Genomic DNA, 24,329 nt, shown 5'->3' with positions numbered 1-24,329 from the left:
CCTCTCTAAATATTTTGGCATTAATTTACACTGCTACACTTCGGGAGAGCCCACGAAACACTTCAAGTCTCACTCCATCAAAAGACTGAGAGCCAATGCCGGGTTTTCGAAGTAATCCACATAAAAATGTGCACAAAAGCGTCATGTGAGAGCGGATTAGCCTCACGCCGCAGTGAGAATCGCGCGTGGCGATTTCTCAAAAATCGTCTGCAATGACGGTCCAGATCGAAGGGCGCCCGGGTCCTGATGGCGACCGGAGTTTCGGATTGCGACCTGCTCCGTCGCAGCAGTTCCGGGGGTGAGACAGGACGTTCGCCTTTCCAGAGATCACGGACGCACGCAAATTCGTGAATACTTGCGAAATGACATAACCCGTGCAAACCTCGCACACACAGGGGGAGGAAAGAGAGTTTCCGCTTTTGAGGAGAAGTCGGAAGCTTGGCGTTCACGCCGACTCACGAAACCGCGATTCGCTTGGAGGAGTGCTGTCGCGTGTTTTCGTCCTCCCGCTCACTTCGGTCCCGCATCTGTCGGGGTCGCAACCAAACGGGGAGGAACCATGAAAAATCTGACCACTCGCAGACATGCGTTACGCACTCTTGCCGCGGCGGGCGCTGCCAGCCTTGCTGCGCCGCATATCGCCTCGGCCCAAGCCAATGGCACGACCTGGAAAATCCAGACCTCGTGGCCGGGCGGCGTCGGTCTCCAGACCTTCAAGGACTGGTGCGCCACGATCCAGGAAAAGACCGGCGGCGAGCTGGCCTTCCAGCCGTTCGGCGCGAATGACGTCGTGGGCGATTTCCAGCTTTACGACGCGGTGAAGAACGGCGTGCTCGACGCGGTCAACCCGTTCACCATCTACGTGCAGGGCATCATCCCGGCGGGTGTGTTCCTGACGTCCTATCCGCTCGGTCTGCGCAACCCGCATGAGTTCGACGTGTTCTATTACGGCCTCGGCGGGCTGGAGATGGCGCGCGAGCTTTATGCGGCGCAGGGCATGTATTTCGTGGGTCCGGTCCATCACGGCCCGAACATCATCCACTCGAAAGTGCCGATCCGCTCGATCGATGACTTCCGCGGTCGCAAGATGCGCCTTCCGGGCGGCATGGTCGCCGATGTCTTCGGCGAGATCGGCGCGGAGACCACCGTGCTTCCGGGCTCGGAGATCTTCCCGGCACTCGAGAAGGGCACGATCGACGTGGCCGACTATGTGGGCCCGGCGGTGAACTACGCGCTCGGCTTCAGCCAGGTGACCAGCTACATCTCGATGGGCCCGCCCGGCATGATGTCGCTCTACCAGCCGGTGGATATCATGGACATCACCGTCGGCATGGACGCGTGGAACAAGCTCAGCCCCGAGATGAAGCAGTTCGTCGAGATGGAGACCCACGTCTATTCCGACATGCATCACGCAGCGATCCAGAAGGCCGACCAGGAGGCCTGGGCCAAATTCGAGGCCGACGGCACCGAGGTTACGCGCCTCAGCCAGGACGATGTGGAGCTGATGACCGAAGTCGCCGTTCCGATCTGGTTCAAATACGCCAATCGCGACAAGGACAGCGCGCGGATCTTCAAGACCCAGCTCGATTACATGATGTCCGGCTCGCTCGGCTATGTGACGCCCGATCTGGTCGACGGTCTGGAACTGAAGCTCTGATTTGATCGCAAAGACAGTGTGACGGGCCCGCCCTTTGGCGCGGGCCCGGTTCAACTGATGGCTGGGCATGACCCGGCAACAGGGGGTGGGCAATGCCCAGTATCGACTTTACTCTACCGCATTGGGCCTATTGGGCGGGGCTGATCCTCTTCCCGATCATTGCGGCAACGCTGGCCAACCGGCCACGTAAGACGGAGCGGCGTTATTCGCTCTCCTTGGGCTATTTCATTCTCGTGACCGGGGGGATGCTGGGACTGCATCGCTTCTACGTGAAAAGCCTGCTGGGCTTTCTCTTCATCCCGGTCTTCATCGCCATTCTCTATGCGAATGCGCAAGGTCACGACGCGCGCGGCACGGTTTCCGACATGTCGAACGTGGTGCGCATGGCCGAGCGCTCGCTGGAGCGCGAACAGGAACGCGTCGACACCGCAAAGGCCGATCTGCCCAAGCTGCGCGAGGAACTGGCTGCCGCAGAGGAAGGCAGCTTCGCGCAGAAGCGCGCGCAGCGAAATGTCGATCGCGCCGAGAAGCGGGTCACGGATGGCGAGGCCGTGATCGAACAGGCGCAGGCCGATCTCGTCGAGGCGCGCCCGAAGAGGGACGCCGCAGCTGCCGTGCTCGCGAAATGGCGCAGCATCTCGAAATATGCCTTCTGGGTGCTGCTCGCAGGGATCGTCATCGATGCGCTTCTGCTTCCGATGCTGGTGCGGCGCGCGAATGCCGCGCTGCCCGAGCACGAGGAGGAAAGCGAGGTCGAGCGGCGTCTTGAAGCGCTCGAAGACGAGGAGATGAAAGACGACTCCCGTCATATCTCGTCGGGCTGGACTGGCTGGATCGACCGGCTCTCCCTCAAGGCTGGCGAATTCGTCAGCTATTGGGCGATCATCGCGGTCTTCGTCTACTATTTCGAGGTCATCAGCCGCTACGTCTTCAACAGCCCCACCAACTGGGCGCATGAGGCGATGTATCTGATGTTCGGGATGCAATACCTGATCTCGGGCGCCTATGCGATGCTGACCGAGAGCCATGTGCGTGTCGACATCTTCTACGCGCCGCTGTCGAAACCGCGCAAAGCGTGGGTCGATCTGCTCACTTCGGTCTTCTTCTTCATCTTCGCGGGCACATTGCTGGTGACGTCGTGGATCTTCGCGATGGACGCGATTGCCGTGCCCACGGGCAACGGGCTCATCTCGCAATGGGCGCGCGGCGAAATCCCGACCGGCGAGATGCTGGCGAACTGGAATCTCGGACAATGGACCGATGCGAATGTCCGCTGGGGCGAGATCAGCTTCAACGAATGGGAGGTGCCTCTGTGGCCGATGAAATGGGTCATGGTGATCGGCGCTCTGCTGCTTGTTCTGCAGGGCATTTCGAAATTCGCACAAGATCTGCGGATCGTAATGGGCAGGGGCTGATACATGGGACTTGAAATTGGAATTGAGTGGCTGACACTCATCATGTTCGGCTCGCTGGTCGTCCTGCTGATGGCAGGGCTTCCACTGGCCTTCGTCACGGGCGGTCTGGCCTGTGTCTTCCTGTTCGTGCTGGGCGACGAACGCGCGCTCAACATCGTGCCGAGCCGCATCTTCCCGCTGATGACGAACTACCAGCTATCGGCGATCCCCTTGTTCATCTTCATGGCGTCAATGCTGGAGAGGGCGGGGATCATCAACGAGATGTTCGACGTCATCTACAAGGTGCTGGGCGGGGTGCGCGGCGGTCTGGCTGCGGCCACGATCATCGCCTCGACCGTGCTCGCCGCGATGGTGGGTGTGATCGGGGCGGCCGTGGTGACGATGGGGATCATCGCGCTGCCGGCGATGCTCGATCGCGGATATAACGCGAAGATCGCGATGGGCTCGATCATGGCGGGCGGCACGCTCGGCATCCTGATCCCGCCGTCGATCCTTGCGATCATCTACGCGGTCGTGGCCGAGCAATCGGTGGGCGAGCTGTTCATTGGCGCGGTCATTCCCGGCCTTCTTCTGTCGGGCATGTATGTGGCCTATGTGCTGATCCGCTGCGCGATCAACCCGGAGATGGGGCCGCCGATCCCGCCGGAAGAGCGCATCACGGGGCGCGAAAAGATCCGCCTGATGAGCAATATGTCGGCGCCGATCTCGCTGATCGTGATCGTGCTGGGCGTGATCTTCACCGGTGTCGCGACCCCGGTGGAAGCGGCTGGCATCGGCACCTTTGGCGCGATCATCGTGGCGGCGATCCACCGCAAGCTCGACTGGCAGACGATCCGCGAGGCCGCGGTCACCACGCTCAAGGCCTCGGCGATGGTCATCTGGATCATGTTCGGCGCGACGATCTTTGTCGGGCTCTACGTGCTCGAAGGCGGTCAGCAATTCGTGCAGAACGCGCTGCAGGCGACCGGGCTCGGACCGTGGGGCATCCTGATCATCATGCAGCTCGTGCTGATCATACTCGGCATGTTCCTCGACTGGGTCGGCATTCTGCTGCTCTGCGTGCCGATCTTCGTGCCGATCGTGAAGGCGCTCGGGGCGGAGGCCTTTGGGCTGAGCGATCCCGACGATCTCGTGCTGTGGTTCGGGGTGCTCTACCTCGTGAACATGCAGATGAGCTTCCTGTCGCCGCCTTTCGGCTATGCGCTGTTCTATCTGCGCGGAGTGGCGCCGCCGGAAATCCCGATGGGCGACATCTTCCGCTCGGCGCTGCCGTTCCTGGCGCTTCAGGTGGTGGGCTTGCTGCTGTGCATGTTCTTCCCGGAGATCATCATCTGGCTGCCGAAACTGGTCTACGGTTGATCGCTCGCACCCGGACCGGAAGAAATGACAAGCCCCGCGCAGTGCGCGGGGCTTTTTTGTCTGTCGGTTCAGGTTCCTGCCGTAAGCCTCGGCAGGGTGCCACGGGGTATCCTCACGCAGAAAATCGCCGTCTGCGAAAGTCTGCCGCCAACTTTCGGACCTTGAGCGATACTTCTCCGGATCAATCTCCGTTGCGGCAACCGACCCGTCCAAGCCGTTGACTTTACCGCGGCTAATTGGCTTACCTGCTGTATTGAAAAGAACTGGAGTGCCTGCACATGCCGCAAACAGCGACGGCAAATATCCTGAACATCCTCGAATCCGATTTCTCTGGTGTTGTGGAGGAGTGGCTTGGCACTCAGGTGAAAGAGGGCGTGAAACGCTCTGACCTGTTCTCCGACTCCGAGAGCCGTGCGCAGAACCAGGAACTTCTGAAGGCCTTCACCAAAGGTGTCCGCGCGGGCGTCGTGAATGAAGAGTTCAGCCTGGACGACGACGAGTGGGAAGACCTGCGCGCCGTCCTTGCAGACGTGAGCAAGGAGCGCGTCGGCCGTGGCGTGACACCGACCGAGATGGCGACCTTCGTGCTGGCCCTCAAAGCCCCGCTGTTCACGCGGCTCGAGGCGATGACGGATATCGAAAGCGGCAAGCTCATCAGCGACGTGCTGATGGTGACCCGTCTCGTCGACGCTTTCGCGATCTACACCAACGAGATCTTCATCGGCGAGCGCGACCAGATCATAGAGCGTCAGCGTCAGGAAATGCTCGAACTCTCGACCCCGGTGGTCGAGCTCTGGGACCGCGTCCTCACGCTGCCGCTGATCGGAACGCTGGATTCCGCCCGCGCGCAGGAGGTCATGGAGAACCTGCTGGAGACCATCCTCGAGCGGCAGGCCGAGGTGGTGATCATGGACATCACCGGTGTCGGCACGGTCGACACGCAGGTTGCGCAGCACCTTTTGCGGGCTGCGGCCGCCGTGCGCCTGATGGGCGCGGAATGCATCATCAGCGGCATCAGCCCGATGATCGCGCAGACCATGGTGCAGCTCGGCATCGACGTGGGCACGGTGTCTACCCGGTCCAGCATCCGCACGGCTCTGGCCGATGCATTGCAGAAGGTCGGCTACGTCATCAAAACCAGCGAGGTCTCCTGACGTGTCGGGTGTGACGTCCATAAACCTGGTCGAGAACGCGCTTCTCGTCTCCATTCAGGACGACGTCACCGATACGGAAATCGTGGAGCTGCAGGACACGTTGTCGAACCGGATTGCGAAGGAAAACGTCAAAGGCGTGATCCTCGACATCAGTTCGCTGGAGATCGTCGACACCTTCGTCGGGCGTGTCATTGCCCAGCTCGCTGGCATTTCCAAGCTGCTGGCCGCGGAAACCTACGTTGTGGGGATGCGGCCCGCGGTTGCGGTGACCTTGGTGGAGCTGGGCATGTATCTGCCCGAGACCCGTACGGCGCTCAGCCTGACCCATGCACTCACTCAGTTGCGGCGTGCCTGATCCAAACGAAACATCCAGCAGACCCGCGGTTGCGGAGATAACGCTCGCGACCAGTCGCGATGTCGTCGCTGCGCGCCAGGCGGTCGCCCGAATTCTCAAAGAACGCGGGCTGTCGGCGGTGCGGATCACCCGGTTCGCGACGGCTGTGAGCGAAATCACCCGCAACGCCATCGTCCACGGTGGTGGCGGCAAGATTTCAATTTATCTCGACGGTCGTAACGAGTATCTGCGCGTCGAATGCCGGGACCAGGGACCGGGGATCGAAAATGTGACGCTGGCCATGTCCGAGGGCTATACGACCGCGGGCGGGCTCGGCAAAGGTCTTGGCGGGGCCAAACGCCTCTCACATGGGTTCGAGGTCCACTCAGCGCCCGGGAAAGGAACAACCGTTTCCATGAGCGTGAAGCTATGAACCAATGGGTCGAAATTGATGATCGCAGCGCCGTGGCCGTCGTGCGGCGGCTTGCGCGACGTCATGGCGTCGAGATCGGTCTTCCCGAGACACGCGTCGGCGAACTCGCGATCGTGGCCACGGAGGCTGCGACGAACATCCTGCGCTACGCAGAGCGTGGTCGCGCCCTGATCGAACTCGTGCGGCAGCCCGGCGCCGACGTCATCAATATGATCTTCACCGATCGCGGGCCGGGGATCGCGGATATCGACCGGATGTTCCAGGACGGCGAAAGCTCCACCGATTCCGCCGGGCTCGGGCTCGGCGCGATCGTGCGCCTGTCGGATACGTTCGATATCTTCAGCTCGCCCGACACCGGAACGACGATCGTGTGCACTTTTGGCGGGCGACGCGACGGGGCCGATTGCGGCGTCGACGCGGTGGGGCTGCGCGTATGCCATCCGAACGAAACCACCTGCGGCGATGATTTTCAAATCCGGCAGACCCCGCGGGCGACCGATGTGTTGCTCTGCGACGGGCTCGGGCATGGCCCTGCCGCCGCCGAAGCCGCCAGCGAAGTCATCGAGGCCGCTGGCGCTGCGGGCGGGCTCTCGTCCGAGCCGGGCAAGCTGATGCGCCAGATCACCGAGCGGCTGGTCGGGCGGCGCGGGGCGGTGGCTGCACTGATGCATATCGCCCAGCCGCAGATGGAGCTGCGCTACGCCGCGCTTGGCAATATCTCGTCTCTGCTGGTCGGCGCGAATGGCATTCGCCGCATGGCGGTGCGGGACGGCCGCATCGGTGGCGCGGCGACCCATGGCTACGAGGAAGTCGTGCAACTGGAGGCGGGGGATATGGTGATCCTGCATAGCGACGGTTTGAAAACCCTGCGGGAGGCGCATTTCCCGCCCGGACTGCTGAAGAAGAGCCCGCTTTTGATTGCCGGATTTCTTCTGGATCGGACCTTCCGCGGACGCGACGACGCCAGCATCGTCGTCTTGCGCATCAACCGGGAGCGCGAGCAGTGAAAACGACGAAGCTCACCACCGTAACCCTCGAGAAAAGCACCGATGTCGCCCGGTTGCGCGACGTCGCGATGACATTGACCAGCGTGCTGAAATTTAGCTCCTTCGAGCGCACAAGGACCGTCACAGCCGTCGTCGAACTTGGGCGTAACGCGATCGAGCATGGCCAGAAGGGCCGCGCGACCTTCTCGCTGACCGAGGCGGAGGGCAAACCCGCGCTAGGGCTCCTCGTGACCGATCAGGGGCGGGGCATCCCGAAGGAGAACCTTCAGCCCGATGGCGCACCGTCTTCCGCGACGGGGATGGGTCTCGGCCTTCGCGGCGTGCAGCGGATCGCCACGCGTTTCGATGTCCAGACCGGCCATGAGGGCACGCGCATCGATGCGGTTTTCCTATCCTCAGCCGTGTTGCCAGCGGGCGCCCAGCTCGTAGATCAGGCGACCGAGGCGCTCGACGCCCTCAGCGCCAAGGATCCGACGGCGGCCCTCAACGAGCAGAACCGCGAACTGAGCGAGGAGATCACGGAACGCGACCTGCTGATGCAGGAGCTTCACCACCGCACGGGCAACAATCTGGCGCTCATCGCCGCGCTCATTCGCATGAGCAAGTCGCGGGCCAAACTGGATGAAACCCAACAGGTTCTGACCGAGCTCGAAGTCCGCGTCGGGGCGCTCTCCAAGGCCCACGAGTTGATGCAACGCGGAACCGACACCGGCAAGGTCGATCTGGCCGAGATGGCGGCGGAAGTCGCAAGGACCTCGGAGCGCGCCTTCAGCGGCGGAAGCCTCGACGCCAATATCGAAGTGAGCTGCGCAGAGCTGCAACTCGACAGTAAGCTTGCCATCGACATCGGGCTCATCATCGGCGAGCTCATCACCAACGCGTTCAAATATGCCTTCGTGGGCAGGGATAGCGGGACCATCCGCGTCCAAGTCTCCGGCAATGTGCAGAGCGGTATCGCCTTGGTGGTGTCCGACAACGGCATCGGCTTGCCCTCGGATGCCGCGCGGCCGGAGCGGTCGAATTCTCTGGGCTGGAGATTGATCCGAACGCTGACCTTCCAGCACGACGCGACCCTGACCGTGGATGGCACCGATGGCCTGCGCGTGTGCATCGAGTTCCCCGCGCAGGCCTGACAGTCGCGGCATGGCGCAGGGGATGCGCGCGGTGCAGAAGGGTGCACGGCGAAGGACGCAGGAGCTTGAGCCGCGCATGTGGGGGCCGAAGGCCCGATTAAAATCGCATTTTCAGAGATTGCGCACTATCAGGATGTTGATGTGTCGATCAACATAGGAAAGTGGCGGAGAGACAGGGATTCGAACCCTGGGTCGGCTCTCACCGACAACGGTTTTCGAGACCGCCGCATTCGACCACTCTGCCACCTCTCCGCATCAGGGGTCGTCTTGTAGGGCGGGATTTAGCCGCCCTCGCGCGCCCTTGCAACCCGTTTTTCGCGGATTTTTTCAGATCCTTCGCAAAGCCTTCATAAACGTGAGGTCAACGCATCCGCAGCGCCCCGTCGAGGCGGATCACTTCGCCGTTCAGATAACCGCTCTGGACGATGAAACCGGCGAGTTTCGCGTATTCCGACGGATCGCCGAGCCGTTTCGGGAAGGTCACTTCCTCGGCGAGGCTGTCTTGCACCTCCTGCGGCAGGCCCTTCATCATCGGCGTCGCGAAAATGCCCGGCGCGATGGCGCAGCAGCGCACGCCCTGGCTGGCGAGATCGCGGGCGAGTGGCAGGGTCATCGCGACGATACCGCCCTTTGACGCCGCATAGGCCGCCTGACCCTTTTGCCCGTCGAAGGCGGCGATGGAGGCCGTGTTGACGATCACGCCGCGCTCGGGGCCGGGGTTGCGGGCCATTTCGGCGGCGGCGAGGCGGGCGACGTTGAAGCTGCCCACGAGGTTGATGTCGATCGTGCGCGCGAAGCGCTCGAGCCGGTGCGGCCCCTCGCGGCCCACGACGCGCTCGCCGGTGGCGATGCCCGCGCAATTGACGGCGACGTCGATGCCACCCATCGCGCTCACAGCGGCGGCGATCCCGGCGGCGACGCTGTCTTCGGAGGTCACGTCGACCTCGGCGAAGGTCGCGCCGATCTCGGCGGCAAAGGCCTCGCCGCCGGCGCGGTCGCGGTCGAAGAGCGTCACCTGCGCCCCCGACTCAGCGAAGTGCCGGGCGGTCGCAGCCCCGAGACCCGAGGCTCCGCCGGTGATGACGGCACGAATTTCACTCAACTCCATGTGATCCTCCCTGGAAATGAACGTGTGTTCATTAACCAAAGGAACCCCCGCTTTGTCCAGTCTTGCCAATGCATTTTGCGCCTGCAGCATTCGTCACTTCGATCACGTCTTGTGACACGTTCGGCAAAGCACCGCTCATGCTTGGAACCAACCGGATTGATTTCGCATTCAGGGGGCATAGGTCCGGGCAACGGATCTGATCCAAAACGTCTCAACGGGGGATGAACCCCCAAGACAGGAGAGAGAGAAACATGAAACGTATCATCGTTACGTCGAGCATTCTGGCACTCGCTGGCTCCGCCGCAATGGCGGGCGGTTACACCACCCCGGCACCGGCCCCCGAGGTCACCCCGGCTCCGGTCGCAGTGGCGCCCGCACAGTTCAGCTGGGACGGCTTCTACGCCGGTGTTCAACTCGGCTACGGCAAAGCCAACGAGTCGATCGACGGCGACGGCGTCGTCGGCGGTGCCCACGCTGGCTACCTCTATGACTTCGGCAACTATGTCCTCGGTGGCGAACTGGCCTATAACGCTGCGAACATCGACGACAGCAACTCCGGTGCGAAGGTCAAATCGATGACCGACCTCAAGATGATCGCCGGTGCGCCCTACAACAACATGCTGTTCTACGGCACGCTCGGTGCGTCCTATGTCGACGCCGAAGACGGTGCGGGCAACGGCTATTCCGACACCGTTCCGCTGGTTGGTATCGGCATGAAATATGCCATCAACCCGAAGTGGACCGTCGGGACCGAGCTCGACTATCGTGACGGCAACAACTTCGACGGCACCACCAACGATCTGAACACCACGACGCTGAACCTCACCGCGTCCTACAAGTTCTGATCTCAGGCGGATCGTCTGATCTACGCGGGCGGGGGGAAACCTCCGCCCGTTTTCTATGTGCGGGCAATGCCGCGGCGCGGCAAAATCGGGGCAGGGCGGCTCAATCCGGGGCGATCAGGCCGAGGCCGCGCAGATAGACGCCGATGCCGCTTTCCAGCAGATCCTCGGGGGCGTAGGGCGAGCGATTTCCCTCACGCGCGTAAAGCTCCACCACACCGTGGCTCATGGCCCAGACATGGGCTGCGACCATCGCGACGGGTGGGCGTTTTGCCGGCGGCACATGTTCCATCAGGGCCCGCGTCGCGCGTTCCATCGCGGTGCTGGATTTGCTCGCCACCGCTGCAAGATCAGGCGAGCGGTTGGGCGAGATGCCGCTTTCGAACATCGCCATGTAGTGACCCGGATATTTCCGGGCGAAAGCCAGATAGGCGCGGCCCACGGCGGAAAACGCCGCCAGCGCCGAAGGCTTCCCGCCGTTCCACGCATGATCCAGAAGATCGCCGAAAATCAGATAGCCCTGACGCGCGCATTCCGCGATCAGGTCCTCGCGCCCTTCGAAATGGCGATAGACCGCTGCCGGGGTCACGCCTGCGCGTTTGGCCGCCTCCGAGAGCGTGAACCCGGTCGGGCCCTTCTCCTCGATCAGCTCCAGCGCGGAGGCTACGAGCGCCTGACGCAGATTGCCGTGATGATAGCCTTGCTTAGACATTCAGAACGTCGATGCCGCCGCAGATTTTTTCGTCGATCTCGCCAATCGCGTCGGGGTCCTTATGCGCGTAATCGACCGCGTTCAGCACCGTCTGGATCGCGGCGATCCGGGCGCGTTTCTTGTCGTCCGAACGGATCACGGTCCAGGGTGCATGGTCGGTGTCGGAGCGCTCGAGCGTCTCTTGGATCGCCTCGGAATAGGCATCCCAGCGCTTGAGCCCCTCGACGTCGATCCAGCTCAGCTTCCACTGCTTGAGCGGATCTTTCTCGCGCTTTAGGAAGCGACGCAGCTGCTCGGCGCGGTCCACGTTCAGCCAGAGCTTCACGAGGATGACCCCGTCATCCACCAGCATTTTCTCGAAATCGGGGAGCTGGTAGAAGAAATGCTCGCGCTGCTGGGGCGTGCAGAAATCGAAGACATGTTCGACCACGCCCCGGTTATACCAACTCCGGTCGAACATCGCGATCTGACCGGCCGCGGGCAGCCAGTCGATATAGCGCTGGAAATACCATTGCGTGGCTTCGGTCTCGGTTGGTTTCGGCAGCGCCACGACATAGGCCGAACGCGGGTTCAGGTTCTGCCGCATCCGCCCGATCGTGCCGCCTTTGCCCGCCGCGTCGCGCCCCTCGAAAATCACCGCGATCCGCTTGCCGGTCTCCTTGGCGTCCCAGAACATTTTGACCAGCTCGACCTGAAGCGCATCCATCTGGCGGTCGTACTTCTTGCGCTTCATCTCCTCGTCATAGGGGTAGGAGGACGAGAGCATGTCATCCTTGCCCGCCTCCTCGATCGCCTCGCGCACGGCATCGGGCGCTTCGGTCTCAAGGTAGCGGGTGATGTCGCCCACGAAGGGGATGTCGAACGGCGGGTCGCTCTTGTCCTTGGCCATGATCTGCCTTTTGTCGTTTCACGGCAGTATGCTGCGCGGGCAGGGGCGGTGCAAGCGGCGCCGCATGCACAAGAGGCGACGACCGCGCGTCTGTGATCTGCGTGCAAGGAGGCGGCGCGAGCGCGCCCAAATGTCTTTATTCGGCAGCCGCGCGCATCGGGATCGAATAGCCCGCGCGCGTGGCCACACGGTCCACCGCAGCGACCGTCTGCTGCAACGCGACATGCGGCACCATATGGCCGATCCCGTCGAGCGAGATCAGCTCAGCTCCCGGCACCTCCTTCGTGAACGGCACCGCGTGGATCTGTTCGCCCACGATGGTGTCGGCCGTGCCATGGACCGAGACCACCGGCAGGTCGAGATCGGGGTAATGCGGGATCATCGCCTGAATTTCCGACTTCAGGCTGGCGCGCTGACGGGCATTCACCCGCATCGTCTGCACCCGCAGCGTCATGCCGGGGCCGAACCAGTGCAGATAGCCGATCGGCATCTCCTGCGGTGTGAAGACGCTCTCGACCTCCGAGCGGATGATCGCAGGCGGTGTCCAGGCCGAAATCAGCGGCACGACAACCGCCTGACCCAGCGGCGGCGAGGTTATCTCATAGAGAAGCGGCAGCCCGCTATCCCAGCTATGCGAGGGCGCAGAGACCGGCACCAGCCCCGAGAGCGTGTCGGGCTGATACACCGCCCAAGCAATCGCCACCGCGCCACCATAGGAATGGCCAAGCACGATAGGATCGTCCGCGCCCGCCATCTTGGTCGCTTTCTGCAGCAGCTTGGCCTGGTTCTCGATCGTGTCCTGATCCGCGGGCAACGGGTCGGAATAGCCGAAGCCCGGACGGTCGGGCACGAAGACGCGATAGCGTTTCGCCAGTTCCGGGGCGAGATCGAAGGTCAGATCGCGGGCCGAGCCCGACGCGCCGTGGATCAACACCACCGCCGGGCCGTGATCGCCCTTGATGACCATGTGCACGCGCTGGTCGCCGACATCGACGAATGTGCCGTTGGGCGGGTAGCGCTGCTCCGCCATGCGGGCCCGCCAGCTCTCCAACCCCCAAGTCGCGCCGCTCAGGATGAGCAGCAGCACGACAAGGCTAGTTACCAATCTCGGCCAGATCATACGGCGTTTCCTGATAAATCTCGTTTATCCAGTTGCCGTAAAGCAGGTGGGCGTGGCTTTTCCACCTGTTGGTCGGCACCCGGCTCGGGTCGTTCTCAGGATAGTAATTCGCGGGGACGTTGATTGGTTTCCCCGACGCGACGTCACGATCGTATTCTTCCTTCAGCGTGCCGCTGTCATATTCGAGATGGTTGAAGATGTAGAGCGCGCGATGGGCGCGATCTTCGACCAGACAGGGCCCGGTTTCGTCGGAATGGATCAGCGTCACCAGCCCCGCCGCTTCCAGCTCGTCGCGCCGCATCTCGGTCCAGCGGCTGACCGGGATCAGCAGATCGTCCGAGAAGCCCCGCAGATAGGGCGAGGCGGGCGCGCAATTGCGGTGCCGGAAGCAGCCGAAGGCCTTGTGATCGAGCATATGCTTGTTCACGCCGTGGAAGTAATAGGCCATCGCCATGCCGCCCCAGCACACGCCGAAGGTCGAGAAGACATGGGTCTGGGTCCAGTCGAAGATCCGCTTGAGCTCTTCCCAGTAAGTCACTTCCTCGAAAGGCAAATGTTCGATCGGGGCGCCGGTGATGATCAGCCCGTCGAACTTCTCGCCGGTGGCTTCGACCTCCTCGAACGGACGGTAGAACTCTTCCATATGCGCGGCGGCGGTGTTCTTCGTCTGGTGCTCGCTCATGCGGATCAGCTGGAAGTCGATCTGCAGCGGCGTCGCACCGATCAGCCGGGCGAACTGGTTCTCGGTCTGGATTTTCTTCGGCATGAGATTGAGAAGGCCGATCCGGATGGGGCGGATTTCCTGCCGGGATGCCCGTTCGGGCGACATCACCATCACGCCTTCCCGCGACAGGATGTCGAAGGCGGGGAGGTTTTCAGGCAACTTGATCGGCATGTTTTCTCAGTCTCTTACAGGGTGAAGTTAAAGTGATGCGTGAAGTGTCCAGACTCACGCGGGCAAAGCATCAGCGATCAGCGATGTAAAATCTTTTGCATCGCGGACAAGGTAGAGATCTTCGGCACGGATCGTCACGCCCCAGTTTTTCGCCATCGCCGCGTAGCGCGGCTGACGATGCGCCAGCGCCTGCGCATAGGTCCAGCGCACGAAATCGTCGGGGTCGACCTTCGTCTCCGCCACGCCTTTCATTTCGCGATATTCGGCCCATTTCGCGGCCAGAAACTCGGGTTGATAATACATCGGCTTCGGCGCACGCGAGAATCGTTTGATCAGCTCCTCGGTATGGGCCTCAGAGCCCTCGATCCAGACCATCAGCAGGTTCTGCGACAGCGAGGTGAGGATCGAATCCTCGGGATCGTCGGGGTCCACCACCTCGCAGATCGAGCCGCCGGAATCGCACAGGAAATTCTCGATCCCGTAGATCTGCTTCGCGCGGTCGATGAAATGCGCCGTATCCAGAAGCGCCGCCATCTCCGCCGTGCGGTGCTGGCTCTGGCGTTCCAGATATTCCTCGAAGGGCAGCCCGCCCTTGGCAGGATCGCCGGGCTTGCCGAGGTAGGTCGAGAGCGGCGCGAGGTTCTCGAACGTGATGTTCGACGCGATATAAACCGAGTCCGACAGCAGAAGCTCCGCCAGAAACGGGTTCTTCATCGCCTCGCGCTTGAAGTTGTCGGCGATATATTCGCCCATGTAGCGCGTGCCGATCCGGTAATCGACGGAGTAGTGGAACCAGCCCTCGTCGCGCAGCAGGTTCGCAGCCCAGGTCTTGCCGAGGCCGGACATGCCGAACAGCGCAACCTTCCTCGATTTGGCGGCCAGCCACTCGGCGCGATTGGAATAGATCATGTGGTCCCCATTGGTCTTTCGCCCCGGTGTAGCCCGGCAAGGCGCGCGCGTCACGGGGTTTTGGGGCGGCGGTTCAGGATCAGCAGGCCAAGCGCGAGGATCGCGAAGCCCAAGGCCTCCGCCCAGCCCAGACGTTCGCCATAGACCGCCCAGCCCGCAAGGATCGCGACCGGCGGGATCAGGAGCGTGACGAGGGCGAGGTTGGCAGCGCCTGCGATCGCGAGAATGCGGTAATAGAGCAGGTAGGCCAGCGCCGAACAGCCAAAGCCCAGCCAAAGCATCGCGATCCAGACCGAGGACGCGTAGTCGAAGCTCGGCACGCCTTCGGTGACAAGCAGGATCGGCAGCGTCCAGATCGCGCCACCTGTGAGCATCCCAGCCGCTGCAACTTCGGGTCGTAACCCCCTGATTGCAAAGCGCGCATAGGCTCCGGCGAAGCCATAGCTCAGCGCCGCGCCGAGCACGGCAACTTGGCCGGCAGAGGTCAGATCGAACCCTTTCAGCGCATCCGGCCCGATCGCCACGATGACACCTGCGAAGCCCACCGCGATGCCGGTGGCCTTACGCGCGCTCAGCCGCTCGTCGGTGAAGACAACAGCCGCGACGAGCGCCCCGAAAATCGCGGTCGAGGCGTTCAGGATCGAGGCCAGCCCGCTATCGATATGCTTCTGCCCCCAGACGATGAGCGAGAAGGGAATGGCGTTGTTCAACAGCCCCATGATCAGGAAATGACCGAGATAGATCGGGTGCCGCGGTACCGGCAGGCGGCGCGCCGCGACATAGGCCCAGATCAGCACCGCGCCCGAGGCGACCCGCAGGAAGACCACGGTAAAGACGCCTGCACCTGCCAGCGCCGCGCGGTTCGACAGAAAGGACGAGCCCCAGATCAGCGCCAGCGTCGCGAGCAGCGCCCAGGCGAGCGGGGTGAGGGATAAAGGGGCGGGTGCGTGTTTCATCGCTTCGATCTAGCGGGCGGCAGCGATGCGCACCACCCGGAACTTGCGGCATCGCCGAGGTCCAAAGAAAAAGCCCCGCACGAGGCGGGGCTATTCCTAATTTTTCAGAGGCTTGCGATCAGAAGTTGATCCCGACGCGCAGGCCCGCGCCCCAGCCGTCATTGCCGGTGAAGTCGCCGTTGATGCCATTGGTGGTCGCGTCGCCGATATCGACGTAGCGAACGCCGCCGGTCACCTTGATGTTCTGGGTCGCCTGGTAGCTTGCTGCCAGCGAGACCGACTTGAAGCCATCGGTCGGGCCGAGGTTCCCGGTCGGTTTGCCGGTGTGCTTCTCGTAGCCGAACATGATCGCACCCGACCACTGGTCGTTGAAGCGACGGCCAACGCCGAGGTTATAGGTGATCGTGTTGTCCGTGTATTCGACGAGCGCACCTTGACCATAGACGCCGCCATTCAGAGGGCTCTGCGTGTATGCGTTGGGCGAAATATCGAACTGGGTCCAGTGCACCCAGCGAACCGAGCCCATCAGCAGAGTATCCTTCATGATCCCGGTCTGGAATTCGAGGTTGACCGATTCCGGTACGGTGGTTTCGAAGTTCGAATTGAAGGTACCGGCGACGGTTTCTTCGGTTGCGCTGAAATCATGCGTGATCTTGGAGTTGTAGGTCAGAGCCACGCGTGCCGCGATTTCCGGCTTTTCCCAAGCCACCCCGACGACATAACCGAAATCGGTCTCGTCCGACGTCTTCATCTTGTAGTTCAGGAACGGAAGCGAAACCTTGCCCGACGCGCTCTCGCTACGAACACCGCCGTAGAACGATACGTTGTTCGGCATCTTGTAGCGCAGCAGTGCCGTAATAGCCGCGGACTTGATCGATGCCTGAGAACCACCGAGCGGATAGCCTGCCGGCGGAGCGGGCTGAGCGGGATAGTTCACTTTTGCACCGATCGGCTGATCGAAGATAACCGCGAGGTCCCATTGATCGCTCAGATGCTGCTTGTAACCAAGGCTCACCGTGCCATAGCCGGGCGCCATGTCGCCCGAAGAAGGGTTGCCAAAGGGTCCGTAGCTCACCGAACCCGACACGTCCGGATTGAACGCGCCGAAGCTCACTTCGCCGTAATTGCCCTGTTCGAACAGGATGCCGACCGATTGCGTCGAGCGCTCCACCCCGCCCGCATGGGCCGCGCCTGCGCCAATCGCGAGTGCGGCCATCGAAGTCATCACACGTTTCATAATGTTCCTCTTCCCTAACGTGTCCCGAAGGAGATCCTAACGTCTCGAAGGAATTCCTTTCGGTGACGCTACCAGCCGGAAGGTGTAAATCAATCTGCGCTTCACGATGACGTCACGTTCTGTTGCCGGCATGCACGGAAAAATGTGTCTTTGCGGCCACTCGAAGGTGACGTTCGCGTCAAGTTCTGAACTGAAGCGTTTAGAAGCCGTTGGAAAACTTGAGAATCGCAAGAAGACCGAGCCAGAGAGCCGCGCCGAAAAGCGCGACCAGAAGCGCACTCCAAAGCGTGGCGCGCGGAGCTGGCAGATGTGGCGGCCCGTCGGTCTTGCGCGCCTGCAACGATGTCCCGGCAGGCGGGGGCTGTCTGCGCTTTGCGCGCGGGGGATTTTCAGGAGCGCGGGCCATTTCGCCTCAGGGTTGTCATGTTTAGCGCAGTCATTAACCCCAGCTTAGGTAAAGCAAGCCTTAATGGCGGCGATGAAACCTGTCCGTCTCACGCAATTTTCAGGCCCCGATGCGGGCTGGGATCGGGCGTTGCGCGCGCTTGCGCCGGGGCACGCGCCGGCCTTTCAGCAAGCGGCGCTCTATGGGACGCTTGCTGCCGCGCGGGGGCGGCGCGTCCTGCGGCTCGAGATCACGCATGAGGGCAGGCGGATCGCATTGGCCCAGATGATCGGGCGCGGCGGGCTGTGGCTTCTGTCGCGCGGACCGGTCTTCGCCCCCGGTCTGGATCACTCTCTCCGGGTCGCCGTGCTGCGCCGGATCGCGCGCCGATGCGGGATCGTCCTCGCGACGCCGGACGCGCCGCTGGCCGGGGTTGGGTTGGTCCCGCTGATCACGCCCCGCCACCATGCGCTTTGGTCCTTGCAGCCCGAGACGGAGGCGCTGCGCGCCGGGCTGGCCGGAAAATGGCGCAATCGCTTGGCGGCGGCGGAGCGCGCGGGGCTGCGGGTGAGGTTAGAGCCCAAGATCGACTGGCTCCTCGCCGCCGATGCGGCGCAGCAACGGGCGCGTGGCTATCGCGCCTTGCCGCCCGGCTTCACGCGCGCTTGGGCGGATCACAACCCGGCGGATCTTCTCGCGCTGCACATCGAGGATACCAAGGGACAGCGCCTCGCGGGCGGTATCTTTCTGCTCCATGGCGACGGGGCGAGCTATCATATCGGCTGGACCGGGCCGGAGGGGCGCGCGTCGGGCGCGCACAACCTGATGCTCTGGCACGCGGCGCTGCGGCTGAAGGCGCGTGGGATCCGGCAGCTCGATCTCGGCGCGGTGGATAGCGAGGACGGGGCAGGGCGGATGCGCTTCAAGCTGGGCACCGGCGCGCAACCTCACATCCTCGGGGCGACCCTGTGGGTGCTGCCCGGGTAATCCTTCCCATTGAGGAAAATATCCCCGCCGGAGGCTCCTCAGTCCGCCGCAGGCGCACCGCCGGACTGTCGTGCATGAAAGATGAAGCCGAGGAAATTCAGCAGCACTTGCGCGGCAAGGATCGGGGTGGAGCCGGTGGGGTCGTAATCGGGGGCGACCTCGACCAGATCGATGCCCACCACCTCGTGCCGCTTCGCCACGCCCTGCAGGATCTCCAGCACCTCGTAATAGAGAAACCCGCCATGGCTCGGCGTCCCGGTGCCGGGCGCGATCGAGGGGTCGAACCCGTCGATATCGATCGTGACATAGATGCGCGCGCCCTCCGGGATGCGGGCCAGCACGCCCTTGGCCCCCAGCTTGCGCACCTGTCGCACGCTCAGGAAATCGTCGCCCATCGCGCGGGCGGCGTCATAGCCCTCCTTCGAGGTGGAGGAGACGTTGCGAATGCCGAGCGCGGTGATCCCCGAGACGTACCCCTTCTCGGCGGCGCGACGCATCGGGTTGCCGTGGCCCTCGGTCACGCCGTGTCGCTCGTCCACGAAATCGAGATGGGCGTCGATCTGCAGGATATGGATCGGGCCCTTCTCGGCGCAATCGGCCTCGAAGGCGCGGATGCAGGGGATATTGATCGAATGATCGCCGCCGATCACCACCGGCAGCGCGCCCGCCTTCAGCATCGCCCGCACGCCGGTCTCGATATTGGCGTGGCTCTTCACCGTGTCGGTATGGACGATGTCGGCATCGCCGATATCGACGATGGTGACATCCGGCCCGAGATAGGTCGCGTCGTCCTCGTGATCGTAAGCCCCGGCATGGCCGAAGGAGAACAGGGTCGAGGCCTCGCGCACCGCCCGCGGCCCGAACCGCGCGCCGGGACGGAATTGCGTGCCGAAATCGAACGGTGCGCCCATCACCGCCACATCCGCCTCGATCGCGTCCCAATCGGCCACGTAAGCGCGCTTGCTGAAAGTGGAAATCCCCACGAAGGGCAGGTTCAGCCGCCCCGATTCATATCCATGTCCCGCCATCTTGCCTCCAGACACCCTGTCGCACCTCGGACAGCTTTCCGCCGCGCGCGAAATATTGCAAGCTTCTGCGCGACCGAAATGATTTGCCGATTGCCCGAGGTAAGCACATGTCCTTCGCCCCGCCCAAGATGACGCCCAAGGGCCTGTTTCGCCGCACGCCTCCCGCGATGTTCCCGCCCGTGCTGGGGCTTATGGGCCTCGGGATCGCGTGGCGGCGCGGCGTCGGGCAATTCGCACTGCCACCCGATCTGGCGGAGCTGTTTTTGGGCGCGGTGACCCTGCTCGCGCTGTTCACGCTGATCGCCTATGGCGCGAAGGTCGTGCGGCGTCCGGGCGTGGTGTTCGAAGATCTGCGCGTGCTGCCGGGGCGTGCGGGGCTCGCCGCGGGAACGCTGACGATCTATTTGATCGCGGCTTCGCTTGCGCCCTATGGCGGGCTCGGCACCGTCATCTTCTGGCTGGGTGTGGTCGTGCATCTGGGGCTGATCGCGGCGGTGATTTACACGCTGGCAACTGGCCCGGCCGAGCAGCGCCGCGTCAATCCGACATGGCAGCTGACCTTCTCGGGCTGGATCGTCGGCGCAGTGGCGGGGGTGATCCTCGGGCTCGATACGGTGGCGCTGGTGATGTTCTGGGTCGCGATGCTGTCGGCGGTCGTGATCTGGATGATCTCGCTGCAGCAATTCTCCCGCGAGCGCGTGCCCGCACCGCTGCGCCCGCTCTTGGCCATTCACCTCGCGCCTGCGGCGCTGATCGGCACCGTGGCGAGCGCGTTCGGCGCGATGGGGATCGCGCAGGCGATGGCGATCCTCGCGGCGGCCTTTCTTCTGGCGCTGGTCGTGTCGATACGCTGGCTGCTTGCAGGAGGCTTCTCACCGCTCTGGGGAGCGTTCACATTCCCGGCGGCTGCGACGGCAGGGTGCTGGCTCGCGCTTGGCGGGGTCTGGGCGCTACCCGGCGCACTGATGCTGACGGCGGCGACGCTGATCGTGGTGCCGATTGCGCTGAAAGTGTTGCAGCTCTGGGCGAAGGGGCAGCTTGCGATGAAGACCAACGCCGCGATTGCGTGAGCGCGGAGCGCTGAGGGCGGCGCCCGAGCCTCGGGTGGGCGCTTTGCTCCGCACGTGCTGGGCGGTTTATCCCGCAAGCCCGTAAGTTGGTCGTTCCCGCGATGATAGCGCCAATGCGCCCTCCCGTGGGGAGGGTCGGGCGCGGCCCGGGGCTGGTCGCCCCGCGCCACCGTAGGAGGCTGACACGATGGCGCTATACCCCTCGTTCGCGCACACCCGGTGCGCGCCGCGTCCGCGAGGGGTTGCCTTCGCGTCCATTGCGTGAAACAGCAAACTGCCAAACGCATCTGGACACTGGAGACCCCCCATGCAGATTCGCGAGGCGCTCACCTTCGACGACGTTCTTCTTCTTCCCGCAGCCTCTTCGGTGCTTCCTGCGACCGCAGATGTCTCGACCCAGGTGACGAAGAAAATCCGGCTCAACATCCCGCTTCTGTCCTCCGCAATGGACACTGTCACCGAGGCGCGCATGGCGATCGCGATGGCGCAGGCGGGCGGCGTGGGCGTGATCCACAAGAACCTCACCGTCGAGCAGCAGGCCGACGAGGTCCGCCGCGTGAAGCGCTTCGAGAGCGGCATCGTCTACAACCCGATCACGCTGCGCCCCGATCAGACGCTCGCAGACGCGAAGGCGCTGACCGAGCGCTACGGTTTCTCCGGCTTCCCGGTCGTCGATGAAAACCGCCGCGTCGTTGGCATCGTGACCAACCGCGACATGCGGTTCGCCCAGAAGGACGAAACCCCGGTCTCGGTGATGATGACCACCGACCGTCTCGCGATCCTGCAAGAGCCTGCCGACCGCGCCCAGGCCATCGCGATGATGCGCGAGCGCCGGATCGAGAAGCTGCTGGTGACCGATGACGAAGGCAAGCTGACGGGCCTCCTGACGCTGCGCGACACCGAGCAGGCCGTCCTCAACCCCACCGCCTGCAAGGACGATCTGGGTCGCCTGCGCGTGGCCGCTGCGACCTCCGTGGGCGATGCGGGCTTCGAGCGTTCCGAGGCGCTGATCGATGCGGGCTGCGATATCGTGGTGGTCGACACGGCACACGGTCACAGCCAGGGCGTGATCGACGCGGTGAAACGCATCAAGCAACTGTCGAGCGACGTGCAGGTGATCGCGGGCAACGTGGCCACCGCCGACGCCACGAAGGCGCTGATCGACGTGGGCGCGGATGCGGTGAAATGCGGCATCGGCCCGGGCTCGATCTGCACGACGCGTATGGTCGCGGGCGTGGGCGTGCCGCAGCTGACCGCGATCATGGATTGCGTAAGTGCGGCGGGCGACGTGCCGATCATCGCCGATGGCGGCATCAAGTTCTCAGGCGATTTCGCGAAAGCCATCGCGGCAGGCGCAAGCTGCGCCATGGTCGGCTCGATGATCGCGGGCACCGATGAAAGCCCCGGCGAAGTGATCCTCTATCAGGGCCGCTCGTTCAAATCCTATCGCGGCATGGGCTCGCTCGGCGCAATGGCGCGCGGCTCGGCGGATCGCTACTTCCAGAAAGATGCGGCGAACGACAAGCTCGTCCCCGAAGGCATCGAGGGGCAGGTGCCCTACAAAGGCCCCGCAGGCGCGGTGATCCACCAGCTCGTGGGCGGTCTACGCGCGGCGATGGGCTATACCGGCTCCGCCACGGTCGCTGAGATGCGCACGAACTGCAATTTCGTCCGCATCACCGGCGCGGGCCTCAAGGAAAGCCACGTCCACGACGTCGCGATCACCCGCGAGAGCCCGAACTACCGGATCGGCTAAGGCGCGCAGCGCCGCATTGCGATAGACGCGAAAGGCCCGGCCAGCGATGGTCCGGGCCTTTTCCATAGTAAATTACGCAGCGTAAACTTTTCATAGTTTCGCCGTAATCGCCCGTTAACCAGAGGGGATCACCCTCAAACCGTTCCATGGTTTCGAGATGGAGGCCCGACATGATGCACCGAATTGCCGTGCGCAACTCTCAGGCGCAAATCCCTACGATCGCGAAACTTTTCGCGGCGCTGGCGCTTGGGGCGACCGGGTTCTTCGCCGCGCAGCAGATCATGCCCGCGATTCCCGCCGGGACCGACGGGGCAAAGGAATTATGGCTGATCATGGGCTCGTTCGGGCTGCTGTTCGGCTGGCGCGTGGTCGGGGTTTCCGCCGGGCGCCGCTGGGTCGACGCAATCAATGACGGGCTGCGCGGCGGGCTTTACGTTCTGCTATGGACCTTCGCCTTCCTCGGCGTGATGCAGATGCTGAAACTGGCGCTGCGCATGCGCTATGACGATGTGCTCTCCGCCGTGACTGACGTCATCGGGCAGGGCACCGCGATCGGGTTGGCTTCGCTTGGGGTGGCGCCGGTGATCACGCTGGGCTTGGGCGCGATGGGCGCCGGGCTTCTGTCGGAACTCGCGCATCGCCGCTACGGGCGCTGAGCACGAAACTCACCACACCCTCCGCTTGACATCGCGCGCCTGCCTTGCAGGTTGTGGCGCATGATGTGCCAAGCTGCGGGGACGGTCATGCAACCACATTTCTTTTACGGCACGCTGTGTCATCCGCCTCTGCTGGAGGCGGTCATCGGGCGTGTGCCGCAGCTCGCTCCGGCGCGGCTGGAGGGCTTCGCCCCGCATGAGGCCTGTCGCGAGGGGCAGGGCCTGGGCTTTCCGATCCTGATCGCGACACCTGACGCTGTGACGCGCGGTGTCGTGGCCGACCTGACCAAGGCCGAGGCCGAGCGCATCGCGTGGTACGAGGATGGCTACGACGCCGAGCTCCGCCAACTCGAGACCGGATCGGGGCCGCGCGAGGCGAAGCTGTGGCTGCCGAAAGCGGGGCGCTGGGACGTGGGCGACGCGTGGACACTCGGAGACTGGGCGCCGAAATGGGCCGCTCTGAAGACCGAGGCCGCACGCCTTTTCATTGCCGAGGCGCAGGCCGTGGGGCCTGAGGCCGCCAATGCGCGCTATCACGCGATCCTCGTGCGCGCGGCGTCTACCTTGCGCGCCCGCGCAACCCCGATGGCGCAGCATTTGCGCCGGGATCTGCATGTAGGCGACATCAAGATCGACGCGCAACAGACTGCTTATGCGAAGTTTTTCGCGGTCGAGGATTATAAGCTGGAACATCGGCTGTTCGCGGGCGGGATGAGCGCCAAGCTCGACCGGGCGGCCTTCGTCTCGGGCGATGCGAGCGTCGTTCTGCCATATGATCCGGTGCGCGACCGGGTGATGCTGATCGAACAGATCCGCACCGGGCCGCTGGCGCGCGGTGAGCCGAACCCGTGGATGATCGAAGCGATCGCGGGCCGGGTCGATCCCGGCGAGACACCCGAAGAGGCCGCGTTGCGCGAGGCGGGCGAGGAGGCCGGGATCACGATTGCGCGCCTGATCGATGCCCCGCGCTATTACCCGTCGCCCGGCGCGAAAAGCGAATTCGTCTATTCCTATATCGGGATTGCCGATCTGCCCGACGAGGCCGCACAGCTTTGCGGCAAGGCCGATGAGCACGAAGATATCCGCGCGCATCTGGTGCCGTTCGAGCGTCTGATGACGCTGGTTGCGACCGGCGAGGCGGGCAATGCGCCGCTGGTCGTGCTCGCGCTCTGGCTCGCCGGGCAGCGCGCCGCACTGCAGCGGATGGCTGGCGTCGCGTAATCGCGGGGTTGAGGTGGCGCGCGCCGCGTCCTAAGTCTGATTTCAACGGCCCCGTTGGGGGTTACT

The 24,329-nt window shown here is 63.5% G+C and carries 23 protein-coding genes and 1 tRNA gene; 14 read left to right on the top strand and 10 right to left on the bottom strand.

Going from position 1 to position 24,329, the window contains the following annotated elements; genetic code table 11:
- The first annotated feature begins 559 nt into the window (after nucleotides 1-559).
- The 8 genes from dctP to BMI88_RS16800 all read left to right on the top strand — a co-directional run bounded on the left by dctP (nucleotide 560) and on the right by BMI88_RS16800 (nucleotide 8,492).
- Nucleotides 560-1,657 (top strand): TRAP transporter substrate-binding protein DctP, encoded by a 1,098-nt coding sequence (gene dctP / locus BMI88_RS16830; protein ID WP_078541260.1) that lies wholly within the window; start codon nucleotides 560-562, stop codon nucleotides 1,655-1,657.
- Between the two features lie 92 nt (nucleotides 1,658-1,749).
- Nucleotides 1,750-3,072 (top strand): TRAP transporter small permease subunit, encoded by a 1,323-nt coding sequence (locus BMI88_RS19835; protein WP_078523187.1) that lies wholly within the window; start codon nucleotides 1,750-1,752, stop codon nucleotides 3,070-3,072.
- Between the two features lie 3 nt (nucleotides 3,073-3,075).
- Nucleotides 3,076-4,431 carry a TRAP transporter large permease subunit gene (locus tag BMI88_RS16825; protein WP_078572209.1) on the top strand — a complete coding sequence of 452 codons (1,356 nt, stop codon included), beginning with the start codon at nucleotides 3,076-3,078 and terminating at the stop codon, nucleotides 4,429-4,431.
- Nucleotides 4,432-4,709: 278 nt separating this feature from the next.
- Nucleotides 4,710-5,585 carry an STAS domain-containing protein gene (locus tag BMI88_RS16820; RefSeq protein ID WP_078523189.1) on the top strand — a complete coding sequence of 292 codons (876 nt, stop codon included), beginning with the start codon at nucleotides 4,710-4,712 and terminating at the stop codon, nucleotides 5,583-5,585.
- Nucleotides 5,586-5,595: 10 nt separating this feature from the next.
- Complete coding sequence (locus tag BMI88_RS16815; RefSeq protein WP_232621759.1) at nucleotides 5,596-5,940, top strand: STAS domain-containing protein; 345 nt, start codon at nucleotides 5,596-5,598, stop codon at nucleotides 5,938-5,940.
- Nucleotides 5,933-6,352, top strand: a complete 420-nt coding sequence (locus BMI88_RS16810; protein ID WP_232621760.1) for an ATP-binding protein — start codon at nucleotides 5,933-5,935, stop codon at nucleotides 6,350-6,352. Before BMI88_RS16815 ends, BMI88_RS16810 begins: the two co-directional genes overlap by 8 nt.
- Nucleotides 6,349-7,359, top strand: a complete 1,011-nt coding sequence (locus BMI88_RS16805) for an ATP-binding SpoIIE family protein phosphatase (RefSeq protein WP_078550582.1) — start codon at nucleotides 6,349-6,351, stop codon at nucleotides 7,357-7,359. The genes BMI88_RS16810 and BMI88_RS16805 overlap by 4 nt, the downstream gene beginning before the upstream one ends.
- Nucleotides 7,356-8,492: an ATP-binding protein gene (locus BMI88_RS16800; RefSeq protein ID WP_078550580.1), complete on the top strand. Its 1,137-nt coding sequence runs from the start codon at nucleotides 7,356-7,358 to the stop codon at nucleotides 8,490-8,492. The genes BMI88_RS16805 and BMI88_RS16800 overlap by 4 nt, the downstream gene beginning before the upstream one ends.
- Nucleotides 8,493-8,654: 162 nt before the next feature.
- On the opposite strand, the gene BMI88_RS16795 is transcribed toward BMI88_RS16800, so the two are convergent.
- A tRNA-Ser gene (locus BMI88_RS16795) sits at nucleotides 8,655-8,744 on the bottom strand.
- Nucleotides 8,745-8,853: 109 nt separating this feature from the next.
- Nucleotides 8,854-9,600, bottom strand: a complete 747-nt coding sequence (locus BMI88_RS16790) for an SDR family oxidoreductase (protein WP_078550578.1) — start codon at nucleotides 9,598-9,600, stop codon at nucleotides 8,854-8,856.
- A gap of 251 nt (nucleotides 9,601-9,851) precedes the next feature.
- Between BMI88_RS16790 and BMI88_RS16785 the strand changes: the two genes are divergently transcribed.
- Nucleotides 9,852-10,445: an outer membrane beta-barrel protein gene (locus tag BMI88_RS16785; RefSeq protein WP_158522152.1), complete on the top strand. Its 594-nt coding sequence runs from the start codon at nucleotides 9,852-9,854 to the stop codon at nucleotides 10,443-10,445.
- A 100-nt stretch (nucleotides 10,446-10,545) separates the two neighbouring features.
- Here BMI88_RS16785 and BMI88_RS16780 read toward each other — a convergent pair whose 3' ends face one another.
- The 7 genes from BMI88_RS16780 to BMI88_RS16750 all read right to left on the bottom strand — a co-directional run bounded on the left by BMI88_RS16780 (nucleotide 10,546) and on the right by BMI88_RS16750 (nucleotide 17,160).
- A complete protein-coding gene (locus BMI88_RS16780) occupies nucleotides 10,546-11,154 on the bottom strand; it encodes a TetR/AcrR family transcriptional regulator (protein WP_078541149.1) in 609 nt (202 codons plus the stop codon).
- Nucleotides 11,147-12,043: a polyphosphate kinase 2 gene (gene ppk2, locus BMI88_RS16775; RefSeq protein WP_078550576.1), complete on the bottom strand. Its 897-nt coding sequence runs from the start codon at nucleotides 12,041-12,043 to the stop codon at nucleotides 11,147-11,149. Before ppk2 ends, BMI88_RS16780 begins: the two co-directional genes overlap by 8 nt.
- Before the next feature lie 136 nt (nucleotides 12,044-12,179).
- Entirely contained in the window at nucleotides 12,180-13,163 is a 984-nt protein-coding gene (locus BMI88_RS16770) for an alpha/beta hydrolase (protein WP_078550574.1), read from the bottom strand.
- A complete protein-coding gene (gene metA, locus BMI88_RS16765) occupies nucleotides 13,138-14,058 on the bottom strand; it encodes a homoserine O-succinyltransferase (protein ID WP_078541143.1) in 921 nt (306 codons plus the stop codon). Before metA ends, BMI88_RS16770 begins: the two co-directional genes overlap by 26 nt.
- A gap of 54 nt (nucleotides 14,059-14,112) precedes the next feature.
- Nucleotides 14,113-14,967: an ATPase gene (locus BMI88_RS16760; protein ID WP_078550572.1), complete on the bottom strand. Its 855-nt coding sequence runs from the start codon at nucleotides 14,965-14,967 to the stop codon at nucleotides 14,113-14,115.
- Nucleotides 14,968-15,017: 50 nt separating this feature from the next.
- Nucleotides 15,018-15,923 carry a DMT family transporter gene (locus BMI88_RS16755; protein ID WP_078550570.1) on the bottom strand — a complete coding sequence of 302 codons (906 nt, stop codon included), beginning with the start codon at nucleotides 15,921-15,923 and terminating at the stop codon, nucleotides 15,018-15,020.
- 118 nt (nucleotides 15,924-16,041) lie between these two features.
- Nucleotides 16,042-17,160, bottom strand: coding sequence for an outer membrane protein transport protein (locus tag BMI88_RS16750; protein WP_078523201.1), 1,119 nt, complete (start codon nucleotides 17,158-17,160; stop codon nucleotides 16,042-16,044).
- 469 nt (nucleotides 17,161-17,629) lie between these two features.
- Between BMI88_RS16750 and BMI88_RS16745 the strand changes: the two genes are divergently transcribed.
- The gene (locus BMI88_RS16745) at nucleotides 17,630-18,532 is read left to right on the top strand and encodes a GNAT family N-acetyltransferase (RefSeq protein WP_078550568.1); all 903 of its coding nucleotides are present in this window, start codon (nucleotides 17,630-17,632) and stop codon (nucleotides 18,530-18,532) included.
- A 38-nt stretch (nucleotides 18,533-18,570) separates the two neighbouring features.
- Here BMI88_RS16745 and speB read toward each other — a convergent pair whose 3' ends face one another.
- Entirely contained in the window at nucleotides 18,571-19,560 is a 990-nt protein-coding gene (gene speB / locus BMI88_RS16740) for an agmatinase (protein WP_078550566.1), read from the bottom strand.
- Nucleotides 19,561-19,667: 107 nt separating this feature from the next.
- Between speB and BMI88_RS16735 the strand changes: the two genes are divergently transcribed.
- The 4 genes from BMI88_RS16735 to BMI88_RS16720 all read left to right on the top strand — a co-directional run bounded on the left by BMI88_RS16735 (nucleotide 19,668) and on the right by BMI88_RS16720 (nucleotide 24,263).
- The gene (locus tag BMI88_RS16735; protein WP_078550564.1) at nucleotides 19,668-20,630 is read left to right on the top strand and encodes a hypothetical protein; all 963 of its coding nucleotides are present in this window, start codon (nucleotides 19,668-19,670) and stop codon (nucleotides 20,628-20,630) included.
- Between the two features lie 307 nt (nucleotides 20,631-20,937).
- Nucleotides 20,938-22,386, top strand: a complete 1,449-nt coding sequence (gene guaB, locus BMI88_RS16730; protein ID WP_078550562.1) for an IMP dehydrogenase — start codon at nucleotides 20,938-20,940, stop codon at nucleotides 22,384-22,386.
- A 170-nt stretch (nucleotides 22,387-22,556) separates the two neighbouring features.
- Nucleotides 22,557-23,042: a TrgA family protein gene (locus tag BMI88_RS16725; protein WP_078550559.1), complete on the top strand. Its 486-nt coding sequence runs from the start codon at nucleotides 22,557-22,559 to the stop codon at nucleotides 23,040-23,042.
- Nucleotides 23,043-23,129: 87 nt separating this feature from the next.
- Nucleotides 23,130-24,263 (top strand): NUDIX domain-containing protein, encoded by a 1,134-nt coding sequence (locus BMI88_RS16720; RefSeq protein WP_168174011.1) that lies wholly within the window; start codon nucleotides 23,130-23,132, stop codon nucleotides 24,261-24,263.
- Nucleotides 24,264-24,329: the final 66 nt, after the last annotated feature.

Origin of the sequence: Thioclava sp. F36-6 (assembly GCF_002020305.1) — a bacterium.
In the GTDB taxonomy this organism is placed as follows: domain Bacteria; phylum Pseudomonadota; class Alphaproteobacteria; order Rhodobacterales; family Rhodobacteraceae; genus Thioclava; species Thioclava sediminum.
The sequence above is the reverse complement of the archived record's forward strand: the minus strand, read 5'-3'. Positions and strand labels throughout refer to the sequence as shown.

Coding starts and splice junctions, on each gene's coding strand:
- BMI88_RS16785 (WP_158522152.1), top strand. CDS start 9,852: ATGAAACGTATCATCGTTACGTCGAGCATTCTGGCACTCGCTGGCTCC.
- BMI88_RS16755 (WP_078550570.1), bottom strand. CDS start 15,923: ATGAAACACGCACCCGCCCCTTTATCCCTCACCCCGCTCGCCTGGGCG.
- BMI88_RS19835 (WP_078523187.1), top strand. CDS start 1,750: ATGCCCAGTATCGACTTTACTCTACCGCATTGGGCCTATTGGGCGGGG.
- BMI88_RS16825 (WP_078572209.1), top strand. CDS start 3,076: ATGGGACTTGAAATTGGAATTGAGTGGCTGACACTCATCATGTTCGGC.
- BMI88_RS16780 (WP_078541149.1), bottom strand. CDS start 11,154: ATGTCTAAGCAAGGCTATCATCACGGCAATCTGCGTCAGGCGCTCGTA.
- BMI88_RS16735 (WP_078550564.1), top strand. CDS start 19,668: ATGTCCTTCGCCCCGCCCAAGATGACGCCCAAGGGCCTGTTTCGCCGC.
- BMI88_RS16820 (WP_078523189.1), top strand. CDS start 4,710: ATGCCGCAAACAGCGACGGCAAATATCCTGAACATCCTCGAATCCGAT.
- BMI88_RS16720 (WP_168174011.1), top strand. CDS start 23,130: ATGCAACCACATTTCTTTTACGGCACGCTGTGTCATCCGCCTCTGCTG.
- BMI88_RS16760 (WP_078550572.1), bottom strand. CDS start 14,967: ATGATCTATTCCAATCGCGCCGAGTGGCTGGCCGCCAAATCGAGGAAG.
- BMI88_RS16790 (WP_078550578.1), bottom strand. CDS start 9,600: ATGGAGTTGAGTGAAATTCGTGCCGTCATCACCGGCGGAGCCTCGGGT.
- dctP (WP_078541260.1), top strand. CDS start 560: ATGAAAAATCTGACCACTCGCAGACATGCGTTACGCACTCTTGCCGCG.
- BMI88_RS16770 (WP_078550574.1), bottom strand. CDS start 13,163: ATGATCTGGCCGAGATTGGTAACTAGCCTTGTCGTGCTGCTGCTCATC.
- guaB (WP_078550562.1), top strand. CDS start 20,938: ATGCAGATTCGCGAGGCGCTCACCTTCGACGACGTTCTTCTTCTTCCC.
- BMI88_RS16750 (WP_078523201.1), bottom strand. CDS start 17,160: ATGAAACGTGTGATGACTTCGATGGCCGCACTCGCGATTGGCGCAGGC.
- ppk2 (WP_078550576.1), bottom strand. CDS start 12,043: ATGGCCAAGGACAAGAGCGACCCGCCGTTCGACATCCCCTTCGTGGGC.
- speB (WP_078550566.1), bottom strand. CDS start 19,560: ATGGCGGGACATGGATATGAATCGGGGCGGCTGAACCTGCCCTTCGTG.
- metA (WP_078541143.1), bottom strand. CDS start 14,058: ATGCCGATCAAGTTGCCTGAAAACCTCCCCGCCTTCGACATCCTGTCG.
- BMI88_RS16745 (WP_078550568.1), top strand. CDS start 17,630: ATGGCGGCGATGAAACCTGTCCGTCTCACGCAATTTTCAGGCCCCGAT.
- BMI88_RS16725 (WP_078550559.1), top strand. CDS start 22,557: ATGATGCACCGAATTGCCGTGCGCAACTCTCAGGCGCAAATCCCTACG.
- BMI88_RS16805 (WP_078550582.1), top strand. CDS start 6,349: ATGAACCAATGGGTCGAAATTGATGATCGCAGCGCCGTGGCCGTCGTG.